This is a genomic window from Streptoalloteichus tenebrarius, assembly GCF_024171885.1.
Lineage (GTDB): Bacteria > Actinomycetota > Actinomycetes > Mycobacteriales > Pseudonocardiaceae > Streptoalloteichus > Streptoalloteichus tenebrarius.
Genome location: NZ_JAMTCP010000003.1, coordinates 165491 through 188416 on the forward strand (window position 1 = coordinate 165491; position 22926 = coordinate 188416).

Consider the following 22926-nt stretch of genomic DNA (forward strand, 5'->3'; position numbering starts at 1 on the left):
ATCCCTCCCCGCCCGGGTCTTCTGTCTACTATGGACAGAGCTTCAGTCGTCGAGGTCGACGTCACCGTTGAGGATCTGCGCCTCGGTGACCTTGCCGGCCGCCAACGCGGCGCGCAGCTTGACCATGTCCTCGGCCGCCCACTCGTCCGTCGTCCTCCCCTGACGCCAGTACCCGGTCGCCCGCAGGAACCGCCGTTCCACGCCCCGCTCGCGCAACAGGTGCCGGCGGAGGTCGCGCACCATGCCGGCCTCTCCGGCCACCCACGCGGAAACCAGCCCGGACGGCCACGCCATCGCGCGCACCGCCTCCGTCAACGAGGGCGTTCCCGCGCTCTCGCGGTGCAACCAGTCGATCTGGACGGCGGCCTCCGTGCGCAGCTCCTGCTCCTCGTCGCGGTCGGCCACCTCCACGATCACGCGCACCGGGACGTCGGGCCGCATGTGCTCCAGGATCGTCGCGATCGCCGGCAGCGCGCTCTCGTCTCCCACCATGAGGTGCAGGTCGACGTCCGGGGAGGGCAGGAAGCCGCCCTTGGGGCCCGCGATTCCCAGCCGGTCGCCTGGCTTGACCGACCGGGCCCACTCCGAGGCCCTCCCGTGCCCGTGGATCACGAAGTCGACGTCGAGTTCCTCGGTCAACGGGTTGTAGCGGCGCACGGTGTAGCTCCGGGCGTGCGACGGGGTGACGCCCTCCGGGTACCGCAGGCCGTCCAGGGTGAACGTCGGCAGCACCGGCACGCTCCGCCCGGGAGCGGGGAAGATCAGCTTGATGTGCTCGTCGGCCTGCTGGCCGCCGGCGAAGCCGGCGAGTTCGGGACCGCCGACCCTGACCCGCGTCATCCTCGGCGTGAGCTGGTCGACCCGCAGCACGGGAGCGACGTAGGTCTTGATCTCGGCCATCCGCCGCCGGATCTCCTCGCCGAACTCGGCGACGGGCGTGGACGTGCGTTCGGTCATGGCGGAGTCCTTCTCCCGGTCCTGATACGGGTTCTGGTTCTGGTTCTGGCCCTGGTCGAGGTTCTGGTTCTCGTCGCGGTCGTGGTTCTCGTCGCGGCCCTGGTTTCGGTCGCGGTCGCGGTTTTCGTCGCGGCCCTGGTTCTGGACGGGGCCTGGGTCGTGGCGCTGGCCGTTGTTCTGGCCTTGGTCGCGGCCCTGGTTCTGCCCCTGGTCGTGGTTCTCGTCTTCGTCGTGGTCTGGGTCGTGATCTTGGTCTTGGTCGCGGCCCTGGGCGTCGTTCTGGCCCTTGTCGCGGTTCTGGGCGTGGGTGCTGTCGTGCACTCCGCGCTCGGTCATCCCCCGGCCGCCTTCGCGAACAGCGGACTGATCCGCTCGATGAGCCAAGGAATGTTGGCGACCGTCGGGTGTTGCAGCGCGCTGGTCGCGTTGATGTCGATGCCGAGGTAGGAGCCACGGCGCACAGCGCCGAGTTGTTGGAAGAGCGGATGTTCCTCGACGGCCTTGCGCGCGTCCGCGCCCGGATACCCGACCAGGACGAGGTCGGCGTCGAGCAGGCCGAGCATCTCCGGGCTGACCGGGCTGCCGGCGGGGCCGACCTCCAGTTTCGCCATGGCTGGCGCGGGCGCGAGTCCGAACTGCCGCAGGAACCGCGTGGTGTGGTTGGCGTCGTCGGCGATCGTGGCCATCTGGTCGAGCCGGTAGGCGAACGTGTAGGTGTAGGTCCTACCCGCCAGCGCCGGGAACCGGCTCTTGGTCGCCTCGACCGCCTTCTCGGTGTCGTCGACGAGCTGCCGCGCCTTGTCCGGCACACCCAGCACCCGACCGAGGAACGTCACGCGCTCCTGCCAGGTGTCGACGTTGTAGCCCCGCTCGTAGCCGATCACGGGCGCGATCTGGGACAGCCGGTCATGGTGCGGGCGCACGAGCGGACCGCCGCCGACGATCACGTCGGGCCGCAACGCGGCGATCTGCTCCACGGGCAGGTTGTTCGGGTCCACCAGGCGGGTCTTCGCCGGGTCCAACCGCCCCGACAACCACGGGGGCACGCCGTCCTGGCCGAACTGGTCGCGGTACGCCGCGACCGGCGTGATGCCGAGCGCGAGCACGACGTCGACGTCCGTGGGCATCAACGCCACCACGCGGCGCGGTGCGGCCGGCACCTCCGCCGTCCCGAACTCCTGCCGCACGGACATGGGGAACCCCTCGCCCGCCGAACCCCCGGTCGGGGACGGATCATCCGCCCCGCTGGTGCAGGCCGCGCTCATCAGGACACCCGCGAGCGCCACGGCCCACAGGGACCGCAGGGTGGGTCTTGTCCGCGTTCGCCGCCACTGTCGTCGTGGCATTCACGTCCTCCGTCCACAGCTCCTTTTTTGTACGCGTATAGTAAGGTAAGCCTTACCTGAAACAAGAGGGTGTGATCGAGACCGCGCGACCAGTGCGCGATCATGGAGCGACGAACAGCCCCGCCCGCCCTACGGATCGCGACAGCAAATGGTCAAAACCCGCGCCCCAACCAGATAAACTGCCAGGTCAGCAAGGTCGGCCCCGCCCACGCGGGGATGGCTCGGTGGCGCGGCGGCAGATCGCCCGGGACCTGTAGTCGGCCCCGCCCACGCGGGGATGGCTCGGCTCCCGCCCCGCGCATCCTGCCCACCGTCGAGTCGGCCCCGCCCACGCGGGGATGGCTCGGGCGTCCCGTGGGACAAGGTGGGCGCCTGGTTGTCGGCCCCGCCCACGCGGGGATGGCTCCATGACCCGCGCGGGTATTGGCGGCCCCGACTAGTCGGCCCCGCCCACGCGGGGATGGCTCTCGAGACCAGACAGGGAGCCCTGACCATCATGAGTCGGCCCCACCCACGCGGGGATGGCTCGGGGGCTTTGGAGGGGTTTTCCCTTGTGGGACAGTCGGCCCCGCCCACGCGGGGATGGCTCCCCGGTCAGGCGGCCCAAACCCACCCACCCCCCGTCGGCCCCGCCCACGCGGGGATGGCTCCTGGTGGGCACCGATGTTCGAGCGCAACCGGTTGTCGGCCCCGCCCACGCGGGGATGGCTCGGGGGAGCCCCCGGCCTGCCACCGGGGGCTCCCGTCGGCCCCGCCCACGCGGGGATGGCTCGCCGGTCGCCTGCCCCGCGCCTGCGGTCTCAGCGTCGGCCCCGCCCACGCGGGGATGGCTCCCCCCGAGGACCCGACCGGCCGGATGCCGCGCCGTCGGCCCCGCCCACGCGGGGATGGCTCGCGGTGTGGAACCCGGAGAAGCGCCAGTGGGTCGTCGGCCCCGCACACGCGGGGATGGCTCGCGCCTCGCTGGCGAGCGCTGGTATGTCGACGCGTCGGCCCCGCCCACGCGGGGATGGCTCGCTTCGACGTAGGAGGGCGGCAGGGCGGGTCCGGTCGGCCCCGCACACGCGGGGATGGCTCGGGCTAGTCCTCGGTGGTCTCGTCGGGGTGGGTGTCGGCCCCGCACACGCGGGGATGGCTCCCGGCACCGGGCGAAGGCCGCGTACAAGCGGAAGTCGGCCCCGCCCACGCGGGGATGGCTCCCCGCCTTCCTCCTGGAGCGGCGCGCAGCGGTCGTCGGCCCCGCCCACGCGGGGATGGCTCGTGGTCCTGCCTCATAAACCGGGCGGTCAGCATGTCGGCCCCGCACCCGCGGGGATGGCTCCCACTACCCGCAGGCCGAACCGACCTCGACCACGTCGGCCCCGCCCACGCGGGGATGGCTCCGTTTCGGTCGACACCCGCCAGCAGATCGGCGCGTCGGCCCCGCCCACGCGGGGATGGCTCGACCCGACCGGACCTCCGGTCCGTCGCGGGCTAGTCGGCCCCGCACCCGCGGGGATGGCTCCGTGTCCGGCCTGCGACCCGCTCCCCCGCCCCCGTCGGCCCCGCCCACGCGGGGATGGCTCCAGCAAGCCGCTCTCCTGCCACGCAGCGCCCGCGTCGGCCCCGCGTAGGCGGGGATGGTTGCGACCACATCCACTTCGTCGTGGGAAAGGTCCGGTCGGCCCCGCACACGCGGGGGTGAGTCACCGGCTTCTGGGTCAGCCGGCTGTCTGAGTGTCGCCGCGCCGGTCACCAGTCGTCGCCGAGTGGCCTGGCTATCGCCACGGCTCCCACTTCCCACTTCTGTCCTTTGAGGACAGTGGGTGGGGGGCAGCTAGTCGGCGGGGGTGGTCATGGCCGTGGTGATGGTGTCGATGACGTGCGGGAGGACGCGGGCGCGGAAGGCGGTGGCCGGAGCGCCGTGGATGAGTTCCTGCGCGGTGGCGCCCTCGTGCAGGGCGGTGACCAGGCGGGCGACGTCCCTCGCTGTGTCCGGTGTGGACTGTGGGAGCAGGCGGGCGAGGAGGTTCGCGATCCCGGTGGTGAGACGGTCCTCGTGGGGGGCGAGTTCGGCGGCCAGGTCGGGGTTCCGCGCCGCGTGCAGCGTGAACTCCATGGACACCAGGAACCACTGCCGGTCGTCGCGGCGGTGCGCGGCCAGGTACTCCAGGAGCCGCTGGACGGGGTGGGCGTCGCCGTCGGTGATGTCGCGGGCGGCGCGTTCGAGGTCGCCGAGGATGCGGTCGACCTCGGTGTCGTAGAGGGCGAGGAAGAGGTGTTCCTTGCTGGGGTAGTTGGAGTAGAAGGCGCCTCGCGTCAGGCCCGCGTGCTCACAGATGTCGCTGATCGAGGTGGCGTGGTAGCCGTTCCTGATGAACAGCGCGCGGGCGCTGGTCATCAGGGCGGCCACCGTTCTGGGGCGGGTCTTGGTGGGCGACTTCGGCATCGGGTTCCTCGTCAGGCGTCGGGGTAGTCATCGTAGAACCCGGCGCCGGTCTTGACCCCGAGTCGTCCCCGGGCGATGTAGTCGCGCAGCAGCGCGCGCGGCGCCTCCGGGTACTCCGGGTGCTCGGCCGCGTAGTGCTCCTCGATGTCGAGGACGACGTCCAGCCCGACCTTGTCCATCAACCGGAACGGCCCGCCAGGAAGACCTGTGTTGACCTCGAACATCCGGTCGACGTCCTGCGGGGTCGAGACGCCCTCGGCCACGACGGTCAGGGCCTCGCGCTTGATGGCGGCCCACACCCGGTTGAAGATGAATCCGGTGCTCTCCTTGCGGGCCTCGAAGGGGTGCAGCCCGAACTCGGGGAACGTGGCCATCACGAAGTCGAGCACGTCCCGGTCGGTCCTGCCGCAGGACATGACGTCGACGGCGTTCTGGGTGGGCGGCATGTAGAAGTGGGTGTTGAGCACCCGCTCGGGCCGCTGGACGTGGTCGAGGAACAACCGGCTGGCGTACGAGGAGGAGTTGCTGCCGAGGATCGTGTCCTCGGCGACGATGCGGTCCAGTTCGCCGAAGATCCGCTTCTTCGGTTCGAGCCGTTCCGGGATCGCCTCGACGACCAGCCAGGCGTCCGCGACGGCCTCGGCGAGGTCGCCGGTGGCGACCACCGTGCCGGGGGTTCCGTTCTCGATCCGGCTGGCGACCTCGGCGACGTTGCGCTCGACGTAGTCGACGGCGGCGTCGCGCTGGGCCTGCGACAGGTCGTGGATCCGGACGAGGCCGCCGCGCGTGGCGAACATCAGCGCGATGCGGCGGCCCAGTGTTCCGGCGCCGATCACGGCGACCGGGCGCGACGCGTGGTTCGTGGGGACGGCGAAGCTCATGGCGAACGCTCCTTTGGGGGCCTTCTGGCGCGGGCTGGGGCGGGGTGGCCAGGTGTTCCGGAGGCCACATCGGGGTTGCGCCCCACCCTCAAACGAGTACAACCTGTATCCGATACATACCGTACTCGTTTGAGGGGGCGCGTCAACCAGCCCCCGCCGAAGGAGAGACATGCGACCCGAGCAACTGCTCCGCGCCCCGGTGACACCGCTGGCGGCGCCGCCGTACCCGCTGCGGGCGACCCGGTTCCTCGACCGGGAGTACCTCAACGTCGTCTACCGCACCGACCCGGACGCCCTGCGCGCCGTCGTCCCGGCCCCGCTGGAGGTCGTCGAGCCGCTGGTGCGGTTCGAGGTCATGCGCATGGGCGACGTCGACGGCTACGGCCCCTACACCGAGGCGGGGCAGGTGATCCCGGTCCGGTTCGACGGCGAGGACGGCGAGTACCTGCACGCGATGCACCTCGACAACGTCGCGGCCATCCTCGCCGGCAGGGAGCTGTCGGCCTACCCCAAGACCTCCGGGTCGCCGCGCCTGTTCGTCGAGGACGGCGCCCTGGTCGGCACGCTCGACTACGGGTCGCAGCGGGTCGCGACCGCGACGATGGCCTACAAGCACCGCCCGCTGGACCACGAGGAGGCGCGCCGGCAGATCACCGTGCCGACGTTCGCGGTCAAGGCCGTCCCGGACTACACCGGCGGCCTGCGGGTCTGCGATCTGGTGCGCACCCAGATCACCGACATCACGGTGAAGCAGGCGTGGGAGGGTCCGGCCCGGCTGCACCTGGTCGACCACGTCATGGCGCCGCTGGCCGACCTGCCCGTCCTGGAGATCGTCTCCGCCTCGCACGTGCTCACCGACCTCACGCTCGCCCCGGCCGTGCCCGTGCACGACTACCTCGCCTGACCGCGAGCCGACGACGGTCTCCGCCCGCGCCGCCCGACGGCTCGCGCACGCGTCCGCCATTCAGCGGCAGACCCCGTCACAAGATCGGCAGGAACATGGCGGTGACGGACACGCGTGGCGTTTCATCACTGATGGAACGCGAAGGAGGCAACGCATGGAGTTCCTGCTCCCGACCTACAGCACGGGCACCCTCGCCGACGTCGTGCCGTCGTTGCTGGCGGGCCTGGGCGTTCCGGGCACGAGCGACGTGCTCGGGCTCCCGGGCGCGCCGAGGGTGTGTCTGCTCCTGGTCGACGGCCTCGGATGGGAACTGCTGCGGTCACACGCGGCCGACGCGCCGTTCCTGTCCTCGCTGGCGGCCGAACGGGACCCGATCACCGCCGGCTTCCCCGCCACGACCGCGACCAGCCTCTCCACCCTCGGCACCGGCCGCCCCTCGGGGGAGCACGGGATGGTGGGGTACTCCTTCGCCCCGGACGACAACGAGGTCCTCAACGTCCTGCGCTGGCAGCGCCACGGCGACGGCGCGCACGTCGATCTCCGGTCCCAGTACGTCCCCGAGCAGATCCAGCCCCACCGCACCGTGTTCGAGCAGGCCGCGGACGCGGGCGTCGAGGTCCGGTTGGTGGCGCCGGGCGCGCAGGACGGCAGCGGCCTGACCCGGGCGGTGCTGCGCGGCGGCCAGTTCCGCGGCACGTACGCGCTGGGCGACCTGACCACCCACGTGCTGGACGCGCTGAGCGGCCACCCCCGGGTCCTCTGCTACGCCTACCACGCCGACCTCGACATGCTCGGCCACATCTACGGCGCGGGGAGCACCCCTTGGCGGGCGCAGCTTCGTTACGTCGACCAGCTCGCCGCGACGATCGCCGAAGGGCTCCCGTCGGACAGCATGCTCGTCGTCACCGCCGACCACGGCATGGTCAACGCCGGCGAGCAGGACCGCGTGGACATCGACACCGAGCCGGCGTTGCTGGACGGGGTCCGCATGCTGGGCGGCGAAGCGCGCGTGCGCCACGTCTACACCGCTCAGGGCGCGGTGGAGGACGTGCGGCGCGCCTGGAGCGAGGTGCTCGGCGAGCGGGCGCTGGTCCTGCCGCGTGACGAGGCGATCAGCGCCGGCTGGTTCGGTCCGCGGGTCGACGACCGCGTCCGCCCGCGCGTCGGCGACCTCGTGGTCGCGGCGCTGGGATCTTTCGTCATGGTGCGCTCGCAGGCCGAGCCGCAGCTCAGCCTGCTGCCTGGTCAGCACGGCTCGCTCACCAGGGAGGAACAGCTCGTCCCGCTGTTGACCGCCACGAAGGACGACTGAGCGCCACGAGAGAGGTCCAACCGTCACGAGAGAGACAACTCACCGACACAGATGACAACCGACTGCCACGAAGGACGACCGCGTTGCGAGAGACACCTCGCCGACACGGATGTCAATCGACCGTCACGCACGACAACGCGTCCTGACCGTCCCGTGATCAGGTCGTGGGGAGGAGTTCGGAGAGCAGTTCCCGCACGCGGCGGTCGATCTCGTCGCGGATCGGCCGGACCTCCTCGACCGGCCTGCCGGCCGGGTCCGGCACCCGCCAGTCCAGGTAACGCTTGCCGGGGAAGACCGGGCAGGCGTCGCCGCAGCCCATGGTGATCACGACGTCGGCGGCCCGGACCGCCTCGGTGGTGAGGGGCTTGGGGAACTCCCGGGACAGGTCGATGCCGATCTCGGCCATCGCCTCGACGACGGCGGGGTTGATCGTGTCCGCCGGGGCCGACCCCGCCGAGCGCACCACGACCCGGCCGGCGGCGTGGTGGTGCAGCAGGGCGGCGGCCATCTGGGAGCGGCCGGCGTTGTGGACGCAGACGAACAGGACCTCGGGCGTGGGGTTCATGGCGGTTCCTCGCAGCCTCGCGGTGGTGGTCAGGCTCGTGGGCGGGTCGTCTGGCAGGGCGTTCCTCCGCCGTGTCAGGGCGTGGGAGGAACGGGCCGGGCGTCGGCGGACTCCTCGGCGGTGGCGGGTGGGGCGGGGAAGAACCGGCGGGCCGCCAGGGCGGCGTACACCAGGGCAACCAGGACCGGGACCTCGATCAGCGGCCCCACGACGCCGGCCAGCGCCTGCCCGGAGGTCGCACCGAAGGTCGCGATCGCCACGGCGATGGCGAGTTCGAAGTTGTTGCCGGCGGCGGTGAAGGCGAGCGTGGTGGTGCGCTCGTAGCCGAGGCCGACCAGCCGTCCCAGCGCGAACCCACCCGTCCACATGAGGGCGAAGTAGGCCAGCAGCGGCAGGGCGATCCGCACAACGTCCAGCGGGCGGCTGGTGATCTCCTCGCCCTGGAGGGCGAAGAGGACCACGATGGTGAACAGCAGCCCGTACAGCGCGGCCGGGCCGATCCGGGGCAGGAAGCGGCTCTCGTACCAGTCCCTCCCCCGGCGCTCGCCGAGGCGGCGGGTCAGGTAGCCGGCGACCAGCGGGACGCCGAGGAAGACCAGCACCGACTTCGCGATGCCGAGCGCGGAGACGTGGAGGTCCGCGGTGGGCAGGCCGAGCCACGACGGCAGGGCCGAGAGATAGAACCAGCCGAGGCCGGCGAACGCGACGACCTGGAACACCGAGTTCAACGCCACCAGCACGGCGGCGGCCTCCCGGTCCCCGCACGCCAGGTCGTTCCAGACGATCACCATCGCGATGCAGCGGGCCAGCCCGACGATGATCAGGCCGGTGCGGTACGCGGGCAGGTCCGGCAGCGTCAACCAGGCCAGGGCGAACATCAACGCCGGCCCCACCACCCAGTTGAGCGCCAACGACGACACCAGCAGGCGCCGGTCGGAGGTGACCGCGTCGAGCCGGTCGTAGCGGACCTTGGCCAACACCGGGTACATCATCACCAGCAGGCCCAGCGCGATGGGCAGGGAGATGCCGTCCACCTCCACCGCCGACAGCGCCCCGCCGAGGCCGGGGACCCAGCGGCCCGCCGCCAGGCCGGCCAGCATCGCCAGCCCGATCCACACCGGCAACAACCGGTCCAGAGTGGAGAGCCGGGCCACCACGGGTTCGACGGCGGCCGCGTCGCGGGGCGCGCTCATGCGCCCGCTCCCGCGACCGTCGCCGGGCGCAGGGCCTCCGCGAGCGCGGCCAACGCCTCGGGGATCGCCCGGTAGTAGACCCACGTGCCGCGCCGCTCGCCCGTGACCAGCCCGGCCTCCCTGAGCACCTTCAGGTGGTGGGAGATCGTGGGGCCGGTCAGGTCGAACGCTCCCGACAGCTCGCACACGCAGACCTCGCCGCCGTCATGGGAGGCGATGAGGGACAGCAGGCGCACCCGCACCGGGTCGCCCAACGCCTTGAACACGCGCGCCAGTTCGGCCGCCTGAGCCTCGGTCACCGGCTGTTCCCGGAGCACCGCCGGCTCACATCCCGCTCCGACCTCCGCCGCGCCACCGGCCGCGACCACCCGCTGATTCGACATGCGTCTATCTTGATAGACATCGAATCAGTGGCGCAAGTCCGCCCGGAGGGGCCGGGGCGCCCATGCATCGAGATCGTTCGTCCAATGTGGACATCGATCGCGGATCGTCGTGCCGCTGAGCTGGTGAAGAAGCTCAGGGATCGAGACGTCCGTGACGCCCGAAACCCGCCTCGGGAAGCCACCGCCGGCTGCTGACGGCGGGGCACGGAGCTGGCACACTCGGCGCCACGGTGTTCCGCTCCACGCCGCCTACCGCGACGCCACGTTGTCGAAGACCACGCGAAGACCACGCGAGGAGCACCGCGAGGACGTCACCGCATGACCAGCATCGAACTCCGCCCGGCGACACCAGCCGACGCCGAACTCTGCTACCAGGTGCACCACGCCGCCATGCGCGTCTACGTCGACGCGATCTGGGCTGGGACGACGGCGAGCAACGCGCCTACCACCAACGCGACTTCGACCCCGCCCGAACGCGCATCGTCACGGTGGACGGCCACGAGGCCGGGGTGCTGATCGTGGAGTACCAGCAGGACGAGATCTGTCTGGGGCGCGTCGAACCGCACCCGGACTTCCAGAACCGGGGCGTCGGCGGCCACCTCATCCGGCAACTCCTCGACGAAGGCGCCACCCGTCGCCAACCCCTGATCCTCGACGTGCTGACCGTCAACCCGCGCGTGTACCAGCTCTACCGACGGCTCGGCTTCCACGAGGTCTTCCGTCACGGGGAGAACAACGTCAGGATCCGGATGAGGGCCGAACCGCCCCTCGCCTGACCTGAACCGGCCAATCCCCACGCCGTCCTCGCGCTCGGTTCAGCCGTTCGGACGTGTTCCGCCTGATCGACCTCGGTCAGGGTGGTGAGCCTCCGGAGTGCTTCAGCCGGGGGCGTCACGAACCGCGGGGGGCGGCATGGCTTCTGAAGCGACTTCGACCGGCGGGCGCGACGCGACACCGGACGCGACAACCGACTCGACGACGGACGCGAGGGCCGAGGCGACAACCAGCACGACAACCGAGGCGACAACCAGCACGAGAACCGACGCGACGCCCGGCACGACCAGCGCCCACGAGTCGGTCACCGGGTTCGTCCCACCCCGGGTCGACGAGCGGGTGATGAGCGCGGGCACGACCGTGCGGTTCGCGTTGCTGGTGGCGCTCCTGCTGGTGACCAGCGGCGGGTGGATGTTGTCGGTCACCAGGGGGCTCTCCGGGTCGGGAGCCTGGGGCTGCTCGCTCGCCGCCGGCATCGACCCCCTCAACGGGTCGGATCTGGCCGTCGCCTTCCGCACCGGGGCCCAACGGGCCGCCTACGACGCCTGCCTGGCCCGGTACCAGCGGCTGCCGCCGGAGTGGGTGATCGTCGTGTGGCCGGCCCTCGTCCTGGTCACGGCCGGCGGCCTGTTCTGGGCGCTACCCCGGTGGAGGTCGCGGCGCGGCCGGGTCGTGCCGCTGGAGAAGGTCGACCGGGATGGCGAGGTCCGCGACGCGGTGGAGGAGCTGGCGACGAGGATCGGGCTCAAGCAGACGCCCCGCGTCGTCGTCGACCCGCTGGCGACCTCGGCCAGCGCGGTGGTGTTCGGCAGCAACAGCCGGCCCACGGTGTGCCTGCACGGCGGTCTCCTCCTGCGCAGGGCGGCCGACCCCGACGGCTTCCGGGCGGTGGTTTTGCACGAACTCGCCCACATCCGCAACGGCGACATCACGGTCACCTACGCCACCATCGCGATCTGGCGGGTGTTCCTCGCCATGGTCCTTCTCCCCTACCTGGCCTGGTACGCCCGCCAGTTCGCCAGAGGGTTCGAGTCGCCGTTCTGGCCCAGCTACGCGCCCACCGTGACGTGGAACTTCGCGGTGGCGATGTTCCTGGTCGTCCTCATGTACCTGGCGCGGTCGGACGTGTTGCGCAGCCGGGAGATCTACGCCGACCTCGCGGCGGTGCGCTGCGGCGCGAACCCCCGCAGTTGGGCCGCGCCCGCGCCGGGGGCGCCGCCGGGCGGGCTGAGGCGCACGCTCGCGGCCTTCGCCGAGTTGTGGCGCAGCCACCCCCGCTGGGACCTGCGTCGGGCGTCGCTCACCGATCCCGCGCCCCTGTTCAGCGTGCCGGCCCTGCCGATGTTCCTGACCGGCGCCGCCATCACGATGATCATCGCCGAGGTGACGGGCTACCTGAAGCAGTACGACCTCGGGTACTACGGCATGGCGGGGTCGTGGGAGGCGCAGGCGGTCCAGTTGTTCGCCCCGCCCGCGCTCGTCGTCGGGGTGGCCGGGGTCGCCCTGTGGCGGGCGGTGGCCTACGCCGTGCTCACCTCGGGCCGGGCGCCGTCGGGGGTGCGGGCCGGCCTGTGGCTGGGCCTCGGCATGGCCGTCACCGAGCTGGGCATGCGCGAGGCCACGATCTACCAGTGGGTGCCGTCCCGGATGGAGGCGCTCGGGCTCGTCGTGCTCGTGGCCGTCGTGATCACCTGGTGGATCGGGCAGTGCGCCCAGTTGTGGGTCAGGACGTGGCGCGGGCGGACCATCGGCCCGTGGATGCGAATGACCCTGGCAGCGGCGGTCCTCGCGCTGGCGTCCTGGTTCGTGTGGTGGCAGTTCCAGGGCACGCTGCTCCTGGCCGGAGTGCGGCTCGCTCCCGACGAACTGCGTCGCGTGCTGACACAGGAATACCCGGCGGTCGCGGCGGATCACCCGCTCATGACGTGGGCCGTCAACGTCGCGCTGTCGACGTTGAGCATCACGCGCCGCTGGCCCCTGTTCCTCGCCGCGATCACCGCCCTGTGGGTCGTGCCGCTGCTGGCCTGGGTGCTGCGTCCGAGAACGACCAACACCACGAGTTGGGTGAGCACCGCCCTGTCGGACAGCGACGACGCGGAGCCGCCCGCGGAACCGTTGCCCACGCTCCGCCGCGTGCTGCTCCCCGGGTTGCTCGGTGGAGTGCTCTGCTGGGCCGTCGTGGCGGGCGTGCATACGTACATGCACGGCTGGCCCGCGAACCAGCGAAACGCCCTGTACCTGCACATCTACCTCATGTGGGCGCTGCTGGCGATGGCGGCCTCGGCCGCGGTGGCCGCCGCCGTGGCGAGCGTTTTGGCGCGCCACTACAGGCTGCTCGTCGCACTGATCGCGGGGCATGTCGCCACACTGGTGGGCTTCGCGGGGTTCTTCGCGCTCGCTTCGTTCGACGGTTGCGTGCAGCCCCTGAGCACCCTCTTCCCCGAGTGCGCCTGGCGTCCGGGCCTGACGTGGTCGATGTCCAGCCCCTACCTCGCCCTCACGCTCGTCGCGAGCACCGTCGTCGCCATCGCCGCCGCAGCGGTGGTGTCCATGGCGCGCAGGGTGTGGAGCACGACGGCCCTACCCCTCCCCCGCCCTCCGGCGCAGATCCGCAGGACGACCGCCCGTCGCGTCTGCGTGGCTCTGACGTGCGCCGTCGCCGTCGCCCTCACCGCGACGCTGGCCATCGACTGGGACCCGCGGAGAGCGCCCTGGTGGTCCGGCGAAGCGTCGCCGGACAGCGACGAGGACGCCGCAGGAGCCCCCGATGCCGCCGAAGCCTGGGAACGGCTCGCGCGGTCGACGAACCCCTTCGAGGAGAAGGCGCCGTCCGAGCTGACCAGGACGATGCAGATGGCGGCGTGGCGTGACTACGGCGGTGAGGAGTTGTTGGGCCGCTTCGGCCACCACTGGGGCCGCCTCACCGAGGCCCTGCCCAAGCCGGCGACGTGGGCACAGCCCGGCCACGTCGACCTGTCCGGCGTCCGTCCTGTCTGCGCCGACATCGGGCAGACCGCGCGGGAAGCCCGGCGCTACTTCCGCATCCCCGACTCCGAAGGCCAACAACACTGGCAGTGGCTGATCGCGCGGGCGGAAGTAGGCAGCAGGAGCTGCGAGACGGCCGTCGCGCGCCAGGATCGGGCGCTGTTCCTCCAGTCGATCAAGACACTCACGCAGGCCGCGGACTCCGGCCTCGAAGCGTACAAACGGGTGGAGGCCGTGTCCCGGCGTCCCTCCTCTTAGGACAGTGACCACGCCACTCCTCGGCCGATCTCGCGCGGGGAAGTGCGCCCTGCCTCGGCGCATCCGGCATTGAGGAAAGGCGGACCGTCCCATCTGGTCCGCTTGTCGCGCCACCGCTCCACCACGCCACCGCTTCACCACATCACAGCTTCACCACGTCACAGCGCCTCCGCACCACACCACACCTCGGCACCACCGCGACGCCGTGGACGAGGGCTGCTGATAGCGTGGCCCGGCGACGACGTTGGGGGACGACATGGCGCGGATCCTGCTGGCATCACTGCCATTCGCCGGGCACGTCGGCGCGATGACGGCGGTGACCGAGGAGTTGGCGCGACGCGGTCACGAGGTCGTGGCGCACATCGGAGCCAAGTACCAGCGACGGTTCGTCGCCGCCGGAGCGACCTGGCTGCCCTGGACCCGTGCCACCGACTTCGACGACAGCGACCTCGCGGCCACCTTCCCCCGCGTCGGGAACGGCAAGGGGGTCCGGGGCGGCAGGGCCAACATCGAGGACGTGTTGGTGGGAACCGGCGCCGGGCAGGCCGCCGACGTCCTCGACGAGGCGCGACGGGAGCCGTTCGACCTGATCGTGACCGACCACCTGGCGTTCGGCGGGGCGCTCGCCGCCAAGGTCCTCGGCGCGCCGTGGGCCTCGGTCGCGGTGGCCCCGTTGACGATGACCAGCCGGGACCTGCCGCCGCCGGGGATTCCGCTGCCGCCGGCGAGGGGCCGGCTCGGGCGGACGCGCGACGCGGTGCTCCCCGCGCCGGGGTGCCCCTGGTCGTGGCGGCCGGCTCGCTGGACAAGCCGGAGGTGGCCCGCCGGGTCGCCTGGTCCGGAGCGGGGGTGAACCTGCGCACCGGGCGGCCGAGCCCCCGTGCCGTGCGGGACGCCGTGGAGCAGGTGCTGAGCCAGCCGCGCCACCGGCAGCGGGCACGGGAGCTGGGTCGGCTCCTCGACGAGGCCGGCGGGGCCGACCGGGCCGCCACCCTGCTGGAAGGGCTCCTCACGCCCGGTTCGTCGGCCAGACCGGACCAGGCGGCCAGACCGGACCAGGCGACGCCCTCCGGCACGGGTCAGTGACCCGGGACCGCGACTTCCCGCAGGGGTGACCGGGCCTGGCTACCCGCTCACGGGCACACCGGACGACTGATGGGCCAGGCGTTCGGCCGCCTCGCGGGCAGCCGCCACGAACTCCCGCATCAGGCCGTGGTCCTTCACGCCACGACGGGACTCGACACCGCTGGACACGTCCACACCCCAGGGCCTGGCGCGCTCGATGGCCGCTCCCACGTTGCGCGGCGACAGACCGCCCGCGAGCAGCCACCTGCCCTCTGGACGTGCCGCGTCGAGTCGGCCGAGGTCCCACTGGTGGCCGGAGCCGGCGACCGGTGAGTCCAGCAACAGCATCTCCTCGCCGTAGGCGCCCACACGGACGTCGGTCTCGGCGGTGAGCGCCGTCGCCCGGATCAGCGTCGCTGGCAGATCGGACAACGCCTCGAACGCCGCGCGGGGGTAGTCGCCGTGCAACTGGATCGCGCCGATGCCCGAGGCGGTGGCGAGCTGGCGCACCCTGTCCGCGGTCATCTTCGCGAACACCCCGACGGTGAGCACGTGCGAGGGCACCTGCGCCACCAGCCGCCGGGCGGTGTCGAGGTCCACCTGCCGGACGCTCTCCCCGAACACGAACCCCACCGCGGAGGCTCCCGCGTCGACCGCCGCCGCGACGTCCGCGTCGGTGCGCAGCCCACACAACTTGACATACATGCCGGCGACGGTAGCGGGTCGGGCCACCAGACCTGGTGCTGTCCCGCATCAGCGTTCGCGCTTTTCGGACACCGTGCTGCTTCCTCGTCCAATTGACACGTCGACCGAGTAGCTTGACCCGGGCGGCGGAACATGGTCGAGGCACTGGGGGTCGGGCATCGCCGCTGTCCGTCGTCCCGTGGAGAGGGCGAAGTGAGTGTCGAATTCCTCGTCACGACCCTGATCGTGGTCGTGACACCCGGTCCTGGGGTGATCTACACGATGGCTGCCGGGCTGTCTCGCGGAACCAGGGCGGGCGCCGTCGCGGCGTTCGGCTGCACGCTGGGCATCGTGCCGCACATGGCGGCGGCGATCACCGGCCTCGCCGCGCTGCTCCACACCAGCGCGGTGGCGTTCCAGACCCTCAAGTATCTCGGCGTCGCCTACCTCGTCTACATGGCGTGGGGAGCGCTGCGCGACAAGGGAACGCTCACGGTGGAGGAGGCCGGGAACGCGCCGCGCTCGGCCGCGAAGGTCATCGCCTCCGGGGTCCTGCTCAACATCCTGAACCCCAAGCTGACCATCTTCTTCTTCGCGTTCCTGCCGCAGTTCGTCAACACCGCGGAGCCGGACGCCTTCCCGGCGATGCTCGAACTGAGCGGCGTCTTCATGCTGGCGACGTTCCTCGTCTTCGTGCTGTACGGCTGGTTCGCCGCGAGCATCCGCGACTACGTCGCCACGCGCCCACGGGTGTTGGGCGTGATCCAGCGCGTCTTCGGCGTCGCCTTCCTCGGGCTCGCCGCCCGACTGGCGTTCGAGGGCTGACGCGGCACGAGGCCGCGTGTGGCGATCCGCACCCGATCACGAGAGGAAACCATGCGCTTCCAGCACTCGACGGAGATCTGGAGCGAGTTCCCCGAGCTGGTGCCCGGGGTGCTCGTCGCCGACGGCGTCAACGCCGAGGTCTCCGTCCGCGACCGGCTTCCCCGGCTGCACCGGGTCGCGGAGGAGCGGCTGGCGACGGCCACCGAGGGAGAGCTGCCGGAGATCCAGGCCTGGCGTCGGGCGTTCTCCCGGATGAGCCTCAAGCCCACGCAGTACCGGTGCGCCTCCGAGTCGCTGTTGCGGAGGTTCCGCAAGGAGCGCTCCCTGCCCGAGATCCACCCGCTGATCGACCTCTGCAACGCCGTCTCGTTGGCCTTCGCCATCCCGGTCGCGGTCTTCGACGTCACCGAGATCGCCGACCACGTCGAGGTCCGGCACGCCAGGGGCGACGAGACGTACCTGGCGTTCTCCGGTGAGACCGAGAACCCCGACCCGCGCGAGGTCGTCTTCGCCGACGCCGCGAACCGGGCCCACGCGCGGCGCTGGACGAACCGGCAGAGCCGGCTGTCCGCCGTCAGGGACACCACCAGCTCGGTGTTGATCGTCGCCGAGGCCCTGCATGAGGGCGCGGCGGAGGACGTCCCCCGGCTGCTGTCCACGGTCGCGGACGAGCTGTCGTCCGTGTGGTCGGTCAGTGCGAAGACCGGGGTGCTGAGCCGGTCCGAGCCCCGCTTCGTCTTCTGAGCACCGGCAGAACACGCGGCGACCTGTGTCGGCCGACGCGCGTGCTCCACGGCCGTGGGCGGTGGGGCACGCGCGTTCCTCAGTCGCACTCCCACGTGGCCTGGTAGGTGTCCACCAGCCCCTGGTGGATCTCCTCGTCCAGCCGCTGGAAGGTCTCGCCCTCCACGACGAGGTCGATCACGACGGACAACGCGGCCTCGTGCCACTCCCACATCTCCCCCGGCGCCTGGTAGGACACCAGGCACCGACGGACGGCGTGCAGGAACGCGAGCAACGCCCGCGCGTCCCCGCCCAGCACCGCATGAGCCAACGGACACAACCGGCCCACCTCGGCGGTCGCGCCGAGTTGGTCGACGAACCGGTGCACCGCGGCGAAGTAGCCACCCAGCACGACCCCAGCACGCGCCATGGGCGGCACCGTAGGCCATCACCACCCCGGACGGGCAGGTTTCACCCATGTGGGTCACCCGCTCGACGTCTCTTCGGCGAGACAGAAGCGCCGATCAGGTGGCACCTTCGCACCACCGGACGAAAACAGACGGAACCGACATGTGTGACGAGGAGGACCAGGCGGACGCGGCCGAGCCCTGTCCACGGCGGTGTGGACAGGGCTGTGAGTCCCCCGCTTAACGGGAACGGACGTGCTGGTCAACGCGATGTTTGGGCCTGGGTGACCCTTGGTCGACTTGTCTCGCCAGTGGCCAGATCTTCTGGCCGGCCCAGGTCAGCGAGCGGCCCGGTAGGCGATGCCAGAGGCGTTGGGTGCGGAGCCGTCGTAGAGACCGGTGGGGCTGGTGGCGGTGGACAACGTGAACCAGGCGAAGCGCTCCACGAAGGGCAGGCTTCGCAGCATCGCGGTGGAGTTCCGCACGAAGTCGACCTGCTCACGCTCACTCGGGTAACGCGGGGTCGGTCCGCTGAAGTCGATCAGACCGTACTCGGTGAGCCAGATCGGTTTGCGGTACCGGTCGTAGACCGCCTGGAGATAGCTCCGCAGATGCCCGACCGCCGCGCCGGAGAAGTCTCTGCCGTACCAGTGCAACGGAATGAAGTCGACCCGGTAGCCCCGGGCTGCCGCGCCACTCATGAACCTGTCAAGCCATCCGCCCGGCCGGGCCCCTCCGGATGCCACGGCCGGGGCGCCCAACCGCATTCCGGTGGCCTGCAACCGCGGCCACAGGTCGAGTGCCCGTTCGACGGAGATGTTCGCCTGACTGGCCAGATCGGGTTCGTTGAAGCCCAACAGGGTGGTGCCGGAGGCCTTGGCCCGGTTCAGGTCGGTGTCCGTCACCGAGCTGGGACCCCAGATCATCGGCACGAACTCGACTCCCGACGGGGCGGTGATTCCTCTGGTGTGCGAGGTCCAGGTGTAGAACCACCCGGCGCGGACGTCGGCGAGGGCCGCGTTGACGCCCGCGACATTCGCGGCGCTGACACCCTTCTTCGTGGCGGCGGCGGCCGAGGCCGGTGATGAGGTCAATGTCGTCGCGCCGAGCACCGTCAGCACGGCCAGGACAAGGGTCACGACCAGGCGCGTTCGTCGCATCTGCTCACTCCTTTCGCGCTCCTCGGAGTTGACCTGACGCTGTTCACGTGATGGGACGATCACGGGAACTCCATCGGAGATCATCCTTGTGCGGCAACGGAAACGACAGAGGTTGCGCGCACCCAAGGGGCGAGAGGCCCCGGGGAGGCGGCTCCCCGCCTCCCCGGCTCAGAGAGTGCTCAGTCGATGCAGAATTCGTTGCCCTCGATGTCCTGCATTACAATGCACGACTCGTTTTCCTCATCGGCATACAGCGTTTGCACATGGGTCGCGCCGAGCGCGACCAGTCGTGCGCACTCGGCTTCGAGCGTGGCGAGGCGCTCGGCCCCGACGAGCCCGGTGCCGACCCGGACGTCGAGGTGCACCCGATTCTTGACGATCTTGCCCTCGGGGACGCGCTGGAAGTACAGGCGCGGGCCCACGCCTGAGGGATCACTGCACGCGAACCACGATCCCCGCTTCTCAGGAGGAAGGGTGCGGTTGAACTCGTCCCAGGTGGCGAACCCCTCCGGCGGTGGCGGGGTGACGTACCCCAACACCTCGCACCAGAAGCGAGCGAGGCGCTCCGGTTCCGCGCAGTCAAAGGTGACCTGGAACTTCTTGATCGCTGACATCGGGCGCACCATACCGAGCACCAGGGGACCCCGCCGCTCATTTCCCCAGGTGACGCCCCCGTGGTCCCCGGGATCCAGCCCTGACCCACCACCCCGCCTGAACGACGAACGAACGGGAGCACTCACGAACAGGTTCAAAACCAGCGACCACCCAAGCTAAAGTCCCAGCTCAGGAAGTATCGTCCCCGCACACGCGGGGATGAGTCCGGGACTGGCCCGACTCTGACAGCGACCGAAACATCGGCCCCGCACACGCGGGGATGAGTCGTGGCATACCGCATGTGGGATTGCCGCGTGTACATCGTCCCCGCACACGCGGGGATGAGTCCGTGTTCGCCGGGGCGGAGGTAAAAACGTAAACTATCGGCCCCGCACACGCGGGGATGAGTCCGCGCTCCACGCGCCGAGGGCGGCGAGGTCGGCATCGGCCCCGCACACGCGGGGATGAGTCTGCGACGGCGGGGCCAACTCGTCTGGCCCCCGCCGTCGGTTTCTGTCCAGGTCAGCTCAGGTCGAGCCGACCGGTCTTCACGGTGTTGACGAACGCGGTGAACGCGGCCGGGGCGAAGACGAGCGCCGGCCCGGCCGGGTTCTTCGAGTCGCGAACGGCCGCAGCTTCAGGCAGGCTTCCGGTGACCTCTACGCATGCCTGTGCTCCGTTGGAACGGCTGGACTTCCGCCACCCCGTGGCCGATGAAGCTGCTAACTCCCACATCGCAACCACTCCCCTCGACCCGAGTCAGATCCGATGGTCCCCCACGACAGGTCGCCGAACGAGGGGCCAAACGAACGCGGGCGGGGGCCAACGGCCCCCGCCCTCGGTTTAGGCCGCTGACCGCAGCGCGGTGACATCATGGGCGAGCTGGTGAACGGCGCTGTTCTGCCGGTGTCGCTGGGCTTGGTCCTGCAATGGTTTCAGGTGGTCCCGCAACCGGGTGGAGGCCAGCTCGCGCACCGCCTTCACCGCCCGCTGTCCCCGCTCCGCGCCAGCGTCGTACTCGCCTTCGGCAAGCAGGCACGTCGCCAGCCACGCGAGGTTGAACGCCCGCTGACGCGCGTGGTCGGCGGGGATGTCGGCCAGCGCCCGCTCCAGGCGCGTGATGGCCTCAGCCCGATGGTGTTCATCGGTCAGTCCGAGCTGGCTGTGCACCCGCGCGGCCGCGGCCTGAAGCGCGGCCTGGTCGAAGAACCGCGCGAACCCGGGATGCTCCTCGTCCCGGTCGGCGGCGTCGGCGAACTCGTCCTCGGCGCGCCGCAGCGCGGTGACCGCCTGTCCGGCATCACCCAGGTGGGCGTAGGCGACGGCTTCGTTGGCCAGCAGGAACGCCACCGCCAGGTGCGAGCGCGAGTCCTGGGCGGCGATCTGCCCGAGCTGGAAGAACGTCAACGCCTCGCCCGGATCGCCGTTGTCCAACGGCACGCGGCCGAGGTGGTGCAGCACGATCGCGGTGTGCGCCGGGTCGCCGGCCTCCTGCGTGTCGCGGACGGCCTGGCCCAGGTAGCGGCGGTCCACCCGGCCAGGGTCTTGGTCTCGGCGACCGCCGTCAGCAGGCGGGGTCGAAGCGTGTCCGGGCAGGCGGTCAGCAGCGATTCGGCCCACTGGGTGTGGGCCAGGATCGCGTCACGGCAGGAGCCGCCGCCGTGGGCCAGGTCGTGGGCGCGCAGGCCCGCGGTGAGGGACCGCACCTGGTCGACCTCGGCCACGCCGACCCGGCCGGCGGTGGGGGGTGGGGACGGGGGTCACGGCGAGCAGGTCCCGTTCGGATGAGGTGAGCGCAGCACCCATGACAATCTTGCTGACCAGTCCGAGGAAACCGCGACGTTCCATGAAGTCGTTGTCCTTCGTGCCGTGGGGAGCGGGTGTCGCGGACCAGCGTCGGGCAGCGGGGGGCTGGGACGACGTCGACCCCCAGCTCGCCTACGCCGCGCTGGCGTACGCCCACGAGCTGGGTGTCACCCTGTTCGACACCGCCGACGTCTACGGCCTGGGCCGCTCCGAACGCCTGCTGGGACGGCTGTCGCGGCAGGTGGATCGAACCGAGGTGGTGGTCTCCAGCAAGGTGGGCTACTTCGCCGGCACCCTTACCATCCGCGCCAGGTCACCCACCAGCTCGCCACCACCCTGGACAACCTGGGCACCGACCACCTGGACGTCGGTGAACACCGCCTTCGCGCCGGTTGCGCCACACCGCCCGGGACATCCGATCAGGGCATCACCAGAGCCCAACACCTGGCGCCGACAAGGCCGTTTCCTTCCCGTCACGCTGACGAGGGTGGGATCTGGTCGAGGAACTCCCGCACCACCGGGGTTCGGTGCCGCGCCAGACGTGCGCGGAGCGCGGCCAGGGTGCGGTCGGCGCGCGCGGAGTCGATGCTGTCGTGACAGCGCACGGCTTGCAGACACAGGTCCGCGGCGGCGTCCGGGTCCCCCAGCGCCAGGTGAGCCTCGGCCGCACGCGCCAGGTAGATGACCGCGCCCGCCGGGTAGGTGGCGATGTCGAAGGAGTCCTTGGCGGTGGTGAAGTGGTGGACGGCACGGCGCGCGTCCCCCAGATCCAGCGCGCAGGACCCGGCGAGCATGTGCAGCTCGGTGGTGTTGATCCAGTAACACCAGGACGGTTCGTGGTCGCACCCCTTGGTGATCGCGTCGAACGCGGCGTTGAGGGCCGTGGCGCAGCGGGACTGGTCGCCGAGTTTGGACAGCGCTCGCGCTTGACGGGCGTGCAGGATCGCGATGGTCTTGGGGGTGGCACGGCCCCGGATGGAACGCTGGGCGGTCTCCACCAGGGCGACGGCGTCCTGGGGGTTGCCGCGGCTGTAGAGCTGGATGGCCATGAACGCCATCGTGTTCGCGCCGACCAGGGTGTCGCCGGCCGTGGCGGAGGCACGCAACGCGGTGAGGTAGTAGCGCTGGGCGGCCGCGTGGTGACCGGAGTCGTAGGACAGCCAACCGCACAGGCGTGCCGCTTCGGCGGCCAGGCCATACAGTCCTTGCTCGACCTCGGTGGTGTGGGTGGTGTCGGTGATCAAGCCGGTGAGCAGACGGAGTTCGGCGGCGGCGAGATCACGGAGTTTCCCGCTGCCCCACACGTCGTCCAGTCGGCTCAGGTGAGCCAGTCGGGTGGACAGGCTGGTGATGGCCTCGGAGCCGATCCTGGGATAGGGGTTGCTCGCGGCGCTGGCGGTCGCCGAGGACCAGGCCAGGGCGGTGCCGGCCAGTGACGCGCCGGTGGTGATCAGGAATCCTCGCCGGTCCATCGGGCCTCCCGCTGACGTCTCGATCAGGGCGTGCCGCGTCCCCTCGCGGGTCCATGGCACGCTCGTCAGGGCGTCACCGTCAAGTGCCAGCAGCAGCCAGTGGGGCCACCCGAGGCGGTGAACCGCTTCCTCGGGGATGCCCCCGTCGACCAGCCCAGCGCCCGCACATCCAAGCCCTTGTCGGCGCGGGGCACACACAGCAGC

At 71.1% G+C, this 22926-nt stretch carries 23 protein-coding genes, 1 pseudogene and 1 CRISPR repeat array; of the genes and pseudogenes, 9 read left to right on the forward strand and 15 right to left on the reverse strand.

The window, feature by feature from the left end; all coding sequences use genetic code 11:
- Nucleotides 1-42: 42 nt before the first annotated feature.
- From LX15_RS04385 to LX15_RS04400, 4 genes are all read right to left on the reverse strand, one after another.
- Entirely contained in the window at nt 43-1293 is a 1251-nt protein-coding gene (locus LX15_RS04385; RefSeq protein WP_253668169.1) for a siderophore-interacting protein, read from the reverse strand.
- Entirely contained in the window at nt 1290-2150 is an 861-nt protein-coding gene (locus LX15_RS04390) for an ABC transporter substrate-binding protein (protein ID WP_253668170.1), read from the reverse strand. The genes LX15_RS04385 and LX15_RS04390 overlap by 4 nt, the downstream gene beginning before the upstream one ends.
- 348 nt (nt 2151-2498) lie before the next feature.
- A CRISPR array of direct repeats spans nt 2499-3990; the repeat unit is 28 nt; unit sequence GTCGGCCCCGCCCACGCGGGGATGGCTC.
- A 129-nt stretch (nt 3991-4119) separates the two neighbouring features.
- Nucleotides 4120-4731, reverse strand: coding sequence for a TetR/AcrR family transcriptional regulator (locus LX15_RS04395; RefSeq protein ID WP_253668171.1), 612 nt, complete (start codon nt 4729-4731; stop codon nt 4120-4122).
- A gap of 11 nt (nt 4732-4742) precedes the next feature.
- A complete protein-coding gene (locus LX15_RS04400) occupies nt 4743-5612 on the reverse strand; it encodes a 3-hydroxyacyl-CoA dehydrogenase family protein (protein ID WP_253668172.1) in 870 nt (289 codons plus the stop codon).
- A 169-nt stretch (nt 5613-5781) separates the two neighbouring features.
- On the opposite strand from LX15_RS04400, the gene LX15_RS04405 reads away from it, so the two are divergent.
- Both LX15_RS04405 and LX15_RS04410 read left to right on the forward strand, forming a co-directional pair.
- Nucleotides 5782-6516, forward strand: coding sequence for an acetoacetate decarboxylase (locus LX15_RS04405; protein WP_253668173.1), 735 nt, complete (start codon nt 5782-5784; stop codon nt 6514-6516).
- Nucleotides 6517-6670: 154 nt separating this feature from the next.
- Entirely contained in the window at nt 6671-7828 is a 1158-nt protein-coding gene (locus LX15_RS04410; RefSeq protein ID WP_253668174.1) for an alkaline phosphatase family protein, read from the forward strand.
- Between the two features lie 157 nt (nt 7829-7985).
- On the opposite strand, the gene LX15_RS04415 is transcribed toward LX15_RS04410, so the two are convergent.
- From LX15_RS04415 to LX15_RS04425, 3 genes are all read right to left on the reverse strand, one after another.
- The gene (locus tag LX15_RS04415) at nt 7986-8393 is read right to left on the reverse strand and encodes an arsenate reductase ArsC (protein ID WP_253668175.1); all 408 of its coding nucleotides are present in this window, start codon (nt 8391-8393) and stop codon (nt 7986-7988) included.
- 74 nt (nt 8394-8467) lie between these two features.
- Nucleotides 8468-9586 carry an ACR3 family arsenite efflux transporter gene (arsB, locus tag LX15_RS04420; RefSeq protein ID WP_253668176.1) on the reverse strand — a complete coding sequence of 373 codons (1119 nt, stop codon included), beginning with the start codon at nt 9584-9586 and terminating at the stop codon, nt 8468-8470.
- Nucleotides 9583-9969, reverse strand: coding sequence for an ArsR/SmtB family transcription factor (locus LX15_RS04425; RefSeq protein ID WP_253668177.1), 387 nt, complete (start codon nt 9967-9969; stop codon nt 9583-9585). The genes arsB and LX15_RS04425 overlap by 4 nt, the downstream gene beginning before the upstream one ends.
- 230 nt (nt 9970-10199) lie before the next feature.
- Between LX15_RS04425 and LX15_RS33440 the strand changes: the two genes are divergently transcribed.
- A complete protein-coding gene (locus tag LX15_RS33440) occupies nt 10200-10745 on the forward strand; it encodes a GNAT family N-acetyltransferase (protein ID WP_372502262.1) in 546 nt (181 codons plus the stop codon).
- Between the two features lie 102 nt (nt 10746-10847).
- On the opposite strand, the gene LX15_RS04440 is transcribed toward LX15_RS33440, so the two are convergent.
- Complete coding sequence (locus LX15_RS04440) at nt 10848-11051, reverse strand: hypothetical protein (RefSeq protein WP_253668180.1); 204 nt, start codon at nt 11049-11051, stop codon at nt 10848-10850.
- 34 nt (nt 11052-11085) lie between these two features.
- On the opposite strand from LX15_RS04440, the gene LX15_RS04445 reads away from it, so the two are divergent.
- The 3 genes from LX15_RS04445 to LX15_RS04455 all read left to right on the forward strand — a co-directional run bounded on the left by LX15_RS04445 (nt 11086) and on the right by LX15_RS04455 (nt 15072).
- Nucleotides 11086-13986, forward strand: a complete 2901-nt coding sequence (locus tag LX15_RS04445) for a M48 family metallopeptidase (RefSeq protein WP_253668181.1) — start codon at nt 11086-11088, stop codon at nt 13984-13986.
- Nucleotides 13987-14242: 256 nt separating this feature from the next.
- A complete protein-coding gene (locus LX15_RS04450) occupies nt 14243-14839 on the forward strand; it encodes a glycosyltransferase family protein (RefSeq protein ID WP_253668182.1) in 597 nt (198 codons plus the stop codon).
- Complete coding sequence (locus tag LX15_RS04455) at nt 14836-15072, forward strand: hypothetical protein (protein ID WP_253668183.1); 237 nt, start codon at nt 14836-14838, stop codon at nt 15070-15072. Before LX15_RS04450 ends, LX15_RS04455 begins: the two co-directional genes overlap by 4 nt.
- A gap of 39 nt (nt 15073-15111) precedes the next feature.
- On the opposite strand, the gene LX15_RS04460 is transcribed toward LX15_RS04455, so the two are convergent.
- A complete protein-coding gene (locus LX15_RS04460; RefSeq protein WP_253668184.1) occupies nt 15112-15756 on the reverse strand; it encodes a phosphoribosylanthranilate isomerase in 645 nt (214 codons plus the stop codon).
- Between the two features lie 192 nt (nt 15757-15948).
- Here LX15_RS04460 and LX15_RS04465 point away from each other — a divergent pair, with 192 nt between their 5' ends.
- Both LX15_RS04465 and LX15_RS04470 read left to right on the forward strand, forming a co-directional pair.
- Nucleotides 15949-16560, forward strand: coding sequence for a LysE family translocator (locus LX15_RS04465; protein WP_253668185.1), 612 nt, complete (start codon nt 15949-15951; stop codon nt 16558-16560).
- Nucleotides 16561-16611: 51 nt separating this feature from the next.
- Nucleotides 16612-17304, forward strand: coding sequence for a B3/B4 domain-containing protein (locus LX15_RS04470; protein ID WP_253668186.1), 693 nt, complete (start codon nt 16612-16614; stop codon nt 17302-17304).
- A 79-nt stretch (nt 17305-17383) separates the two neighbouring features.
- Here LX15_RS04470 and LX15_RS04475 read toward each other — a convergent pair whose 3' ends face one another.
- The 5 genes from LX15_RS04475 to LX15_RS04495 all read right to left on the reverse strand — a co-directional run bounded on the left by LX15_RS04475 (nt 17384) and on the right by LX15_RS04495 (nt 20977).
- Entirely contained in the window at nt 17384-17713 is a 330-nt protein-coding gene (locus LX15_RS04475) for a hypothetical protein (protein ID WP_253668187.1), read from the reverse strand.
- A gap of 315 nt (nt 17714-18028) precedes the next feature.
- Entirely contained in the window at nt 18029-18850 is an 822-nt protein-coding gene (locus LX15_RS04480; RefSeq protein ID WP_253668188.1) for a glycoside hydrolase family protein, read from the reverse strand.
- A 179-nt stretch (nt 18851-19029) separates the two neighbouring features.
- Complete coding sequence (locus LX15_RS04485) at nt 19030-19464, reverse strand: VOC family protein (protein WP_253668189.1); 435 nt, start codon at nt 19462-19464, stop codon at nt 19030-19032.
- 502 nt (nt 19465-19966) lie between these two features.
- Nucleotides 19967-20179: a DUF397 domain-containing protein gene (locus LX15_RS04490; protein WP_253668190.1), complete on the reverse strand. Its 213-nt coding sequence runs from the start codon at nt 20177-20179 to the stop codon at nt 19967-19969.
- A 108-nt stretch (nt 20180-20287) separates the two neighbouring features.
- Complete coding sequence (locus LX15_RS04495; protein WP_253668191.1) at nt 20288-20977, reverse strand: NsdA family TPR-like regulatory protein; 690 nt, start codon at nt 20975-20977, stop codon at nt 20288-20290.
- Between the two features lie 313 nt (nt 20978-21290).
- Between LX15_RS04495 and LX15_RS04500 the strand changes: the two are divergent.
- Nucleotides 21291-21467 (forward strand): annotated as a pseudogene (locus LX15_RS04500) (aldo/keto reductase); the annotation flags it as partial.
- Nucleotides 21468-21723: 256 nt separating this feature from the next.
- Here LX15_RS04500 and LX15_RS04505 read toward each other — a convergent pair.
- A complete protein-coding gene (locus LX15_RS04505; protein ID WP_504977394.1) occupies nt 21724-22920 on the reverse strand; it encodes a tetratricopeptide repeat protein in 1197 nt (398 codons plus the stop codon).
- Between the last annotated feature and the right edge of the window lie 6 nt (nt 22921-22926).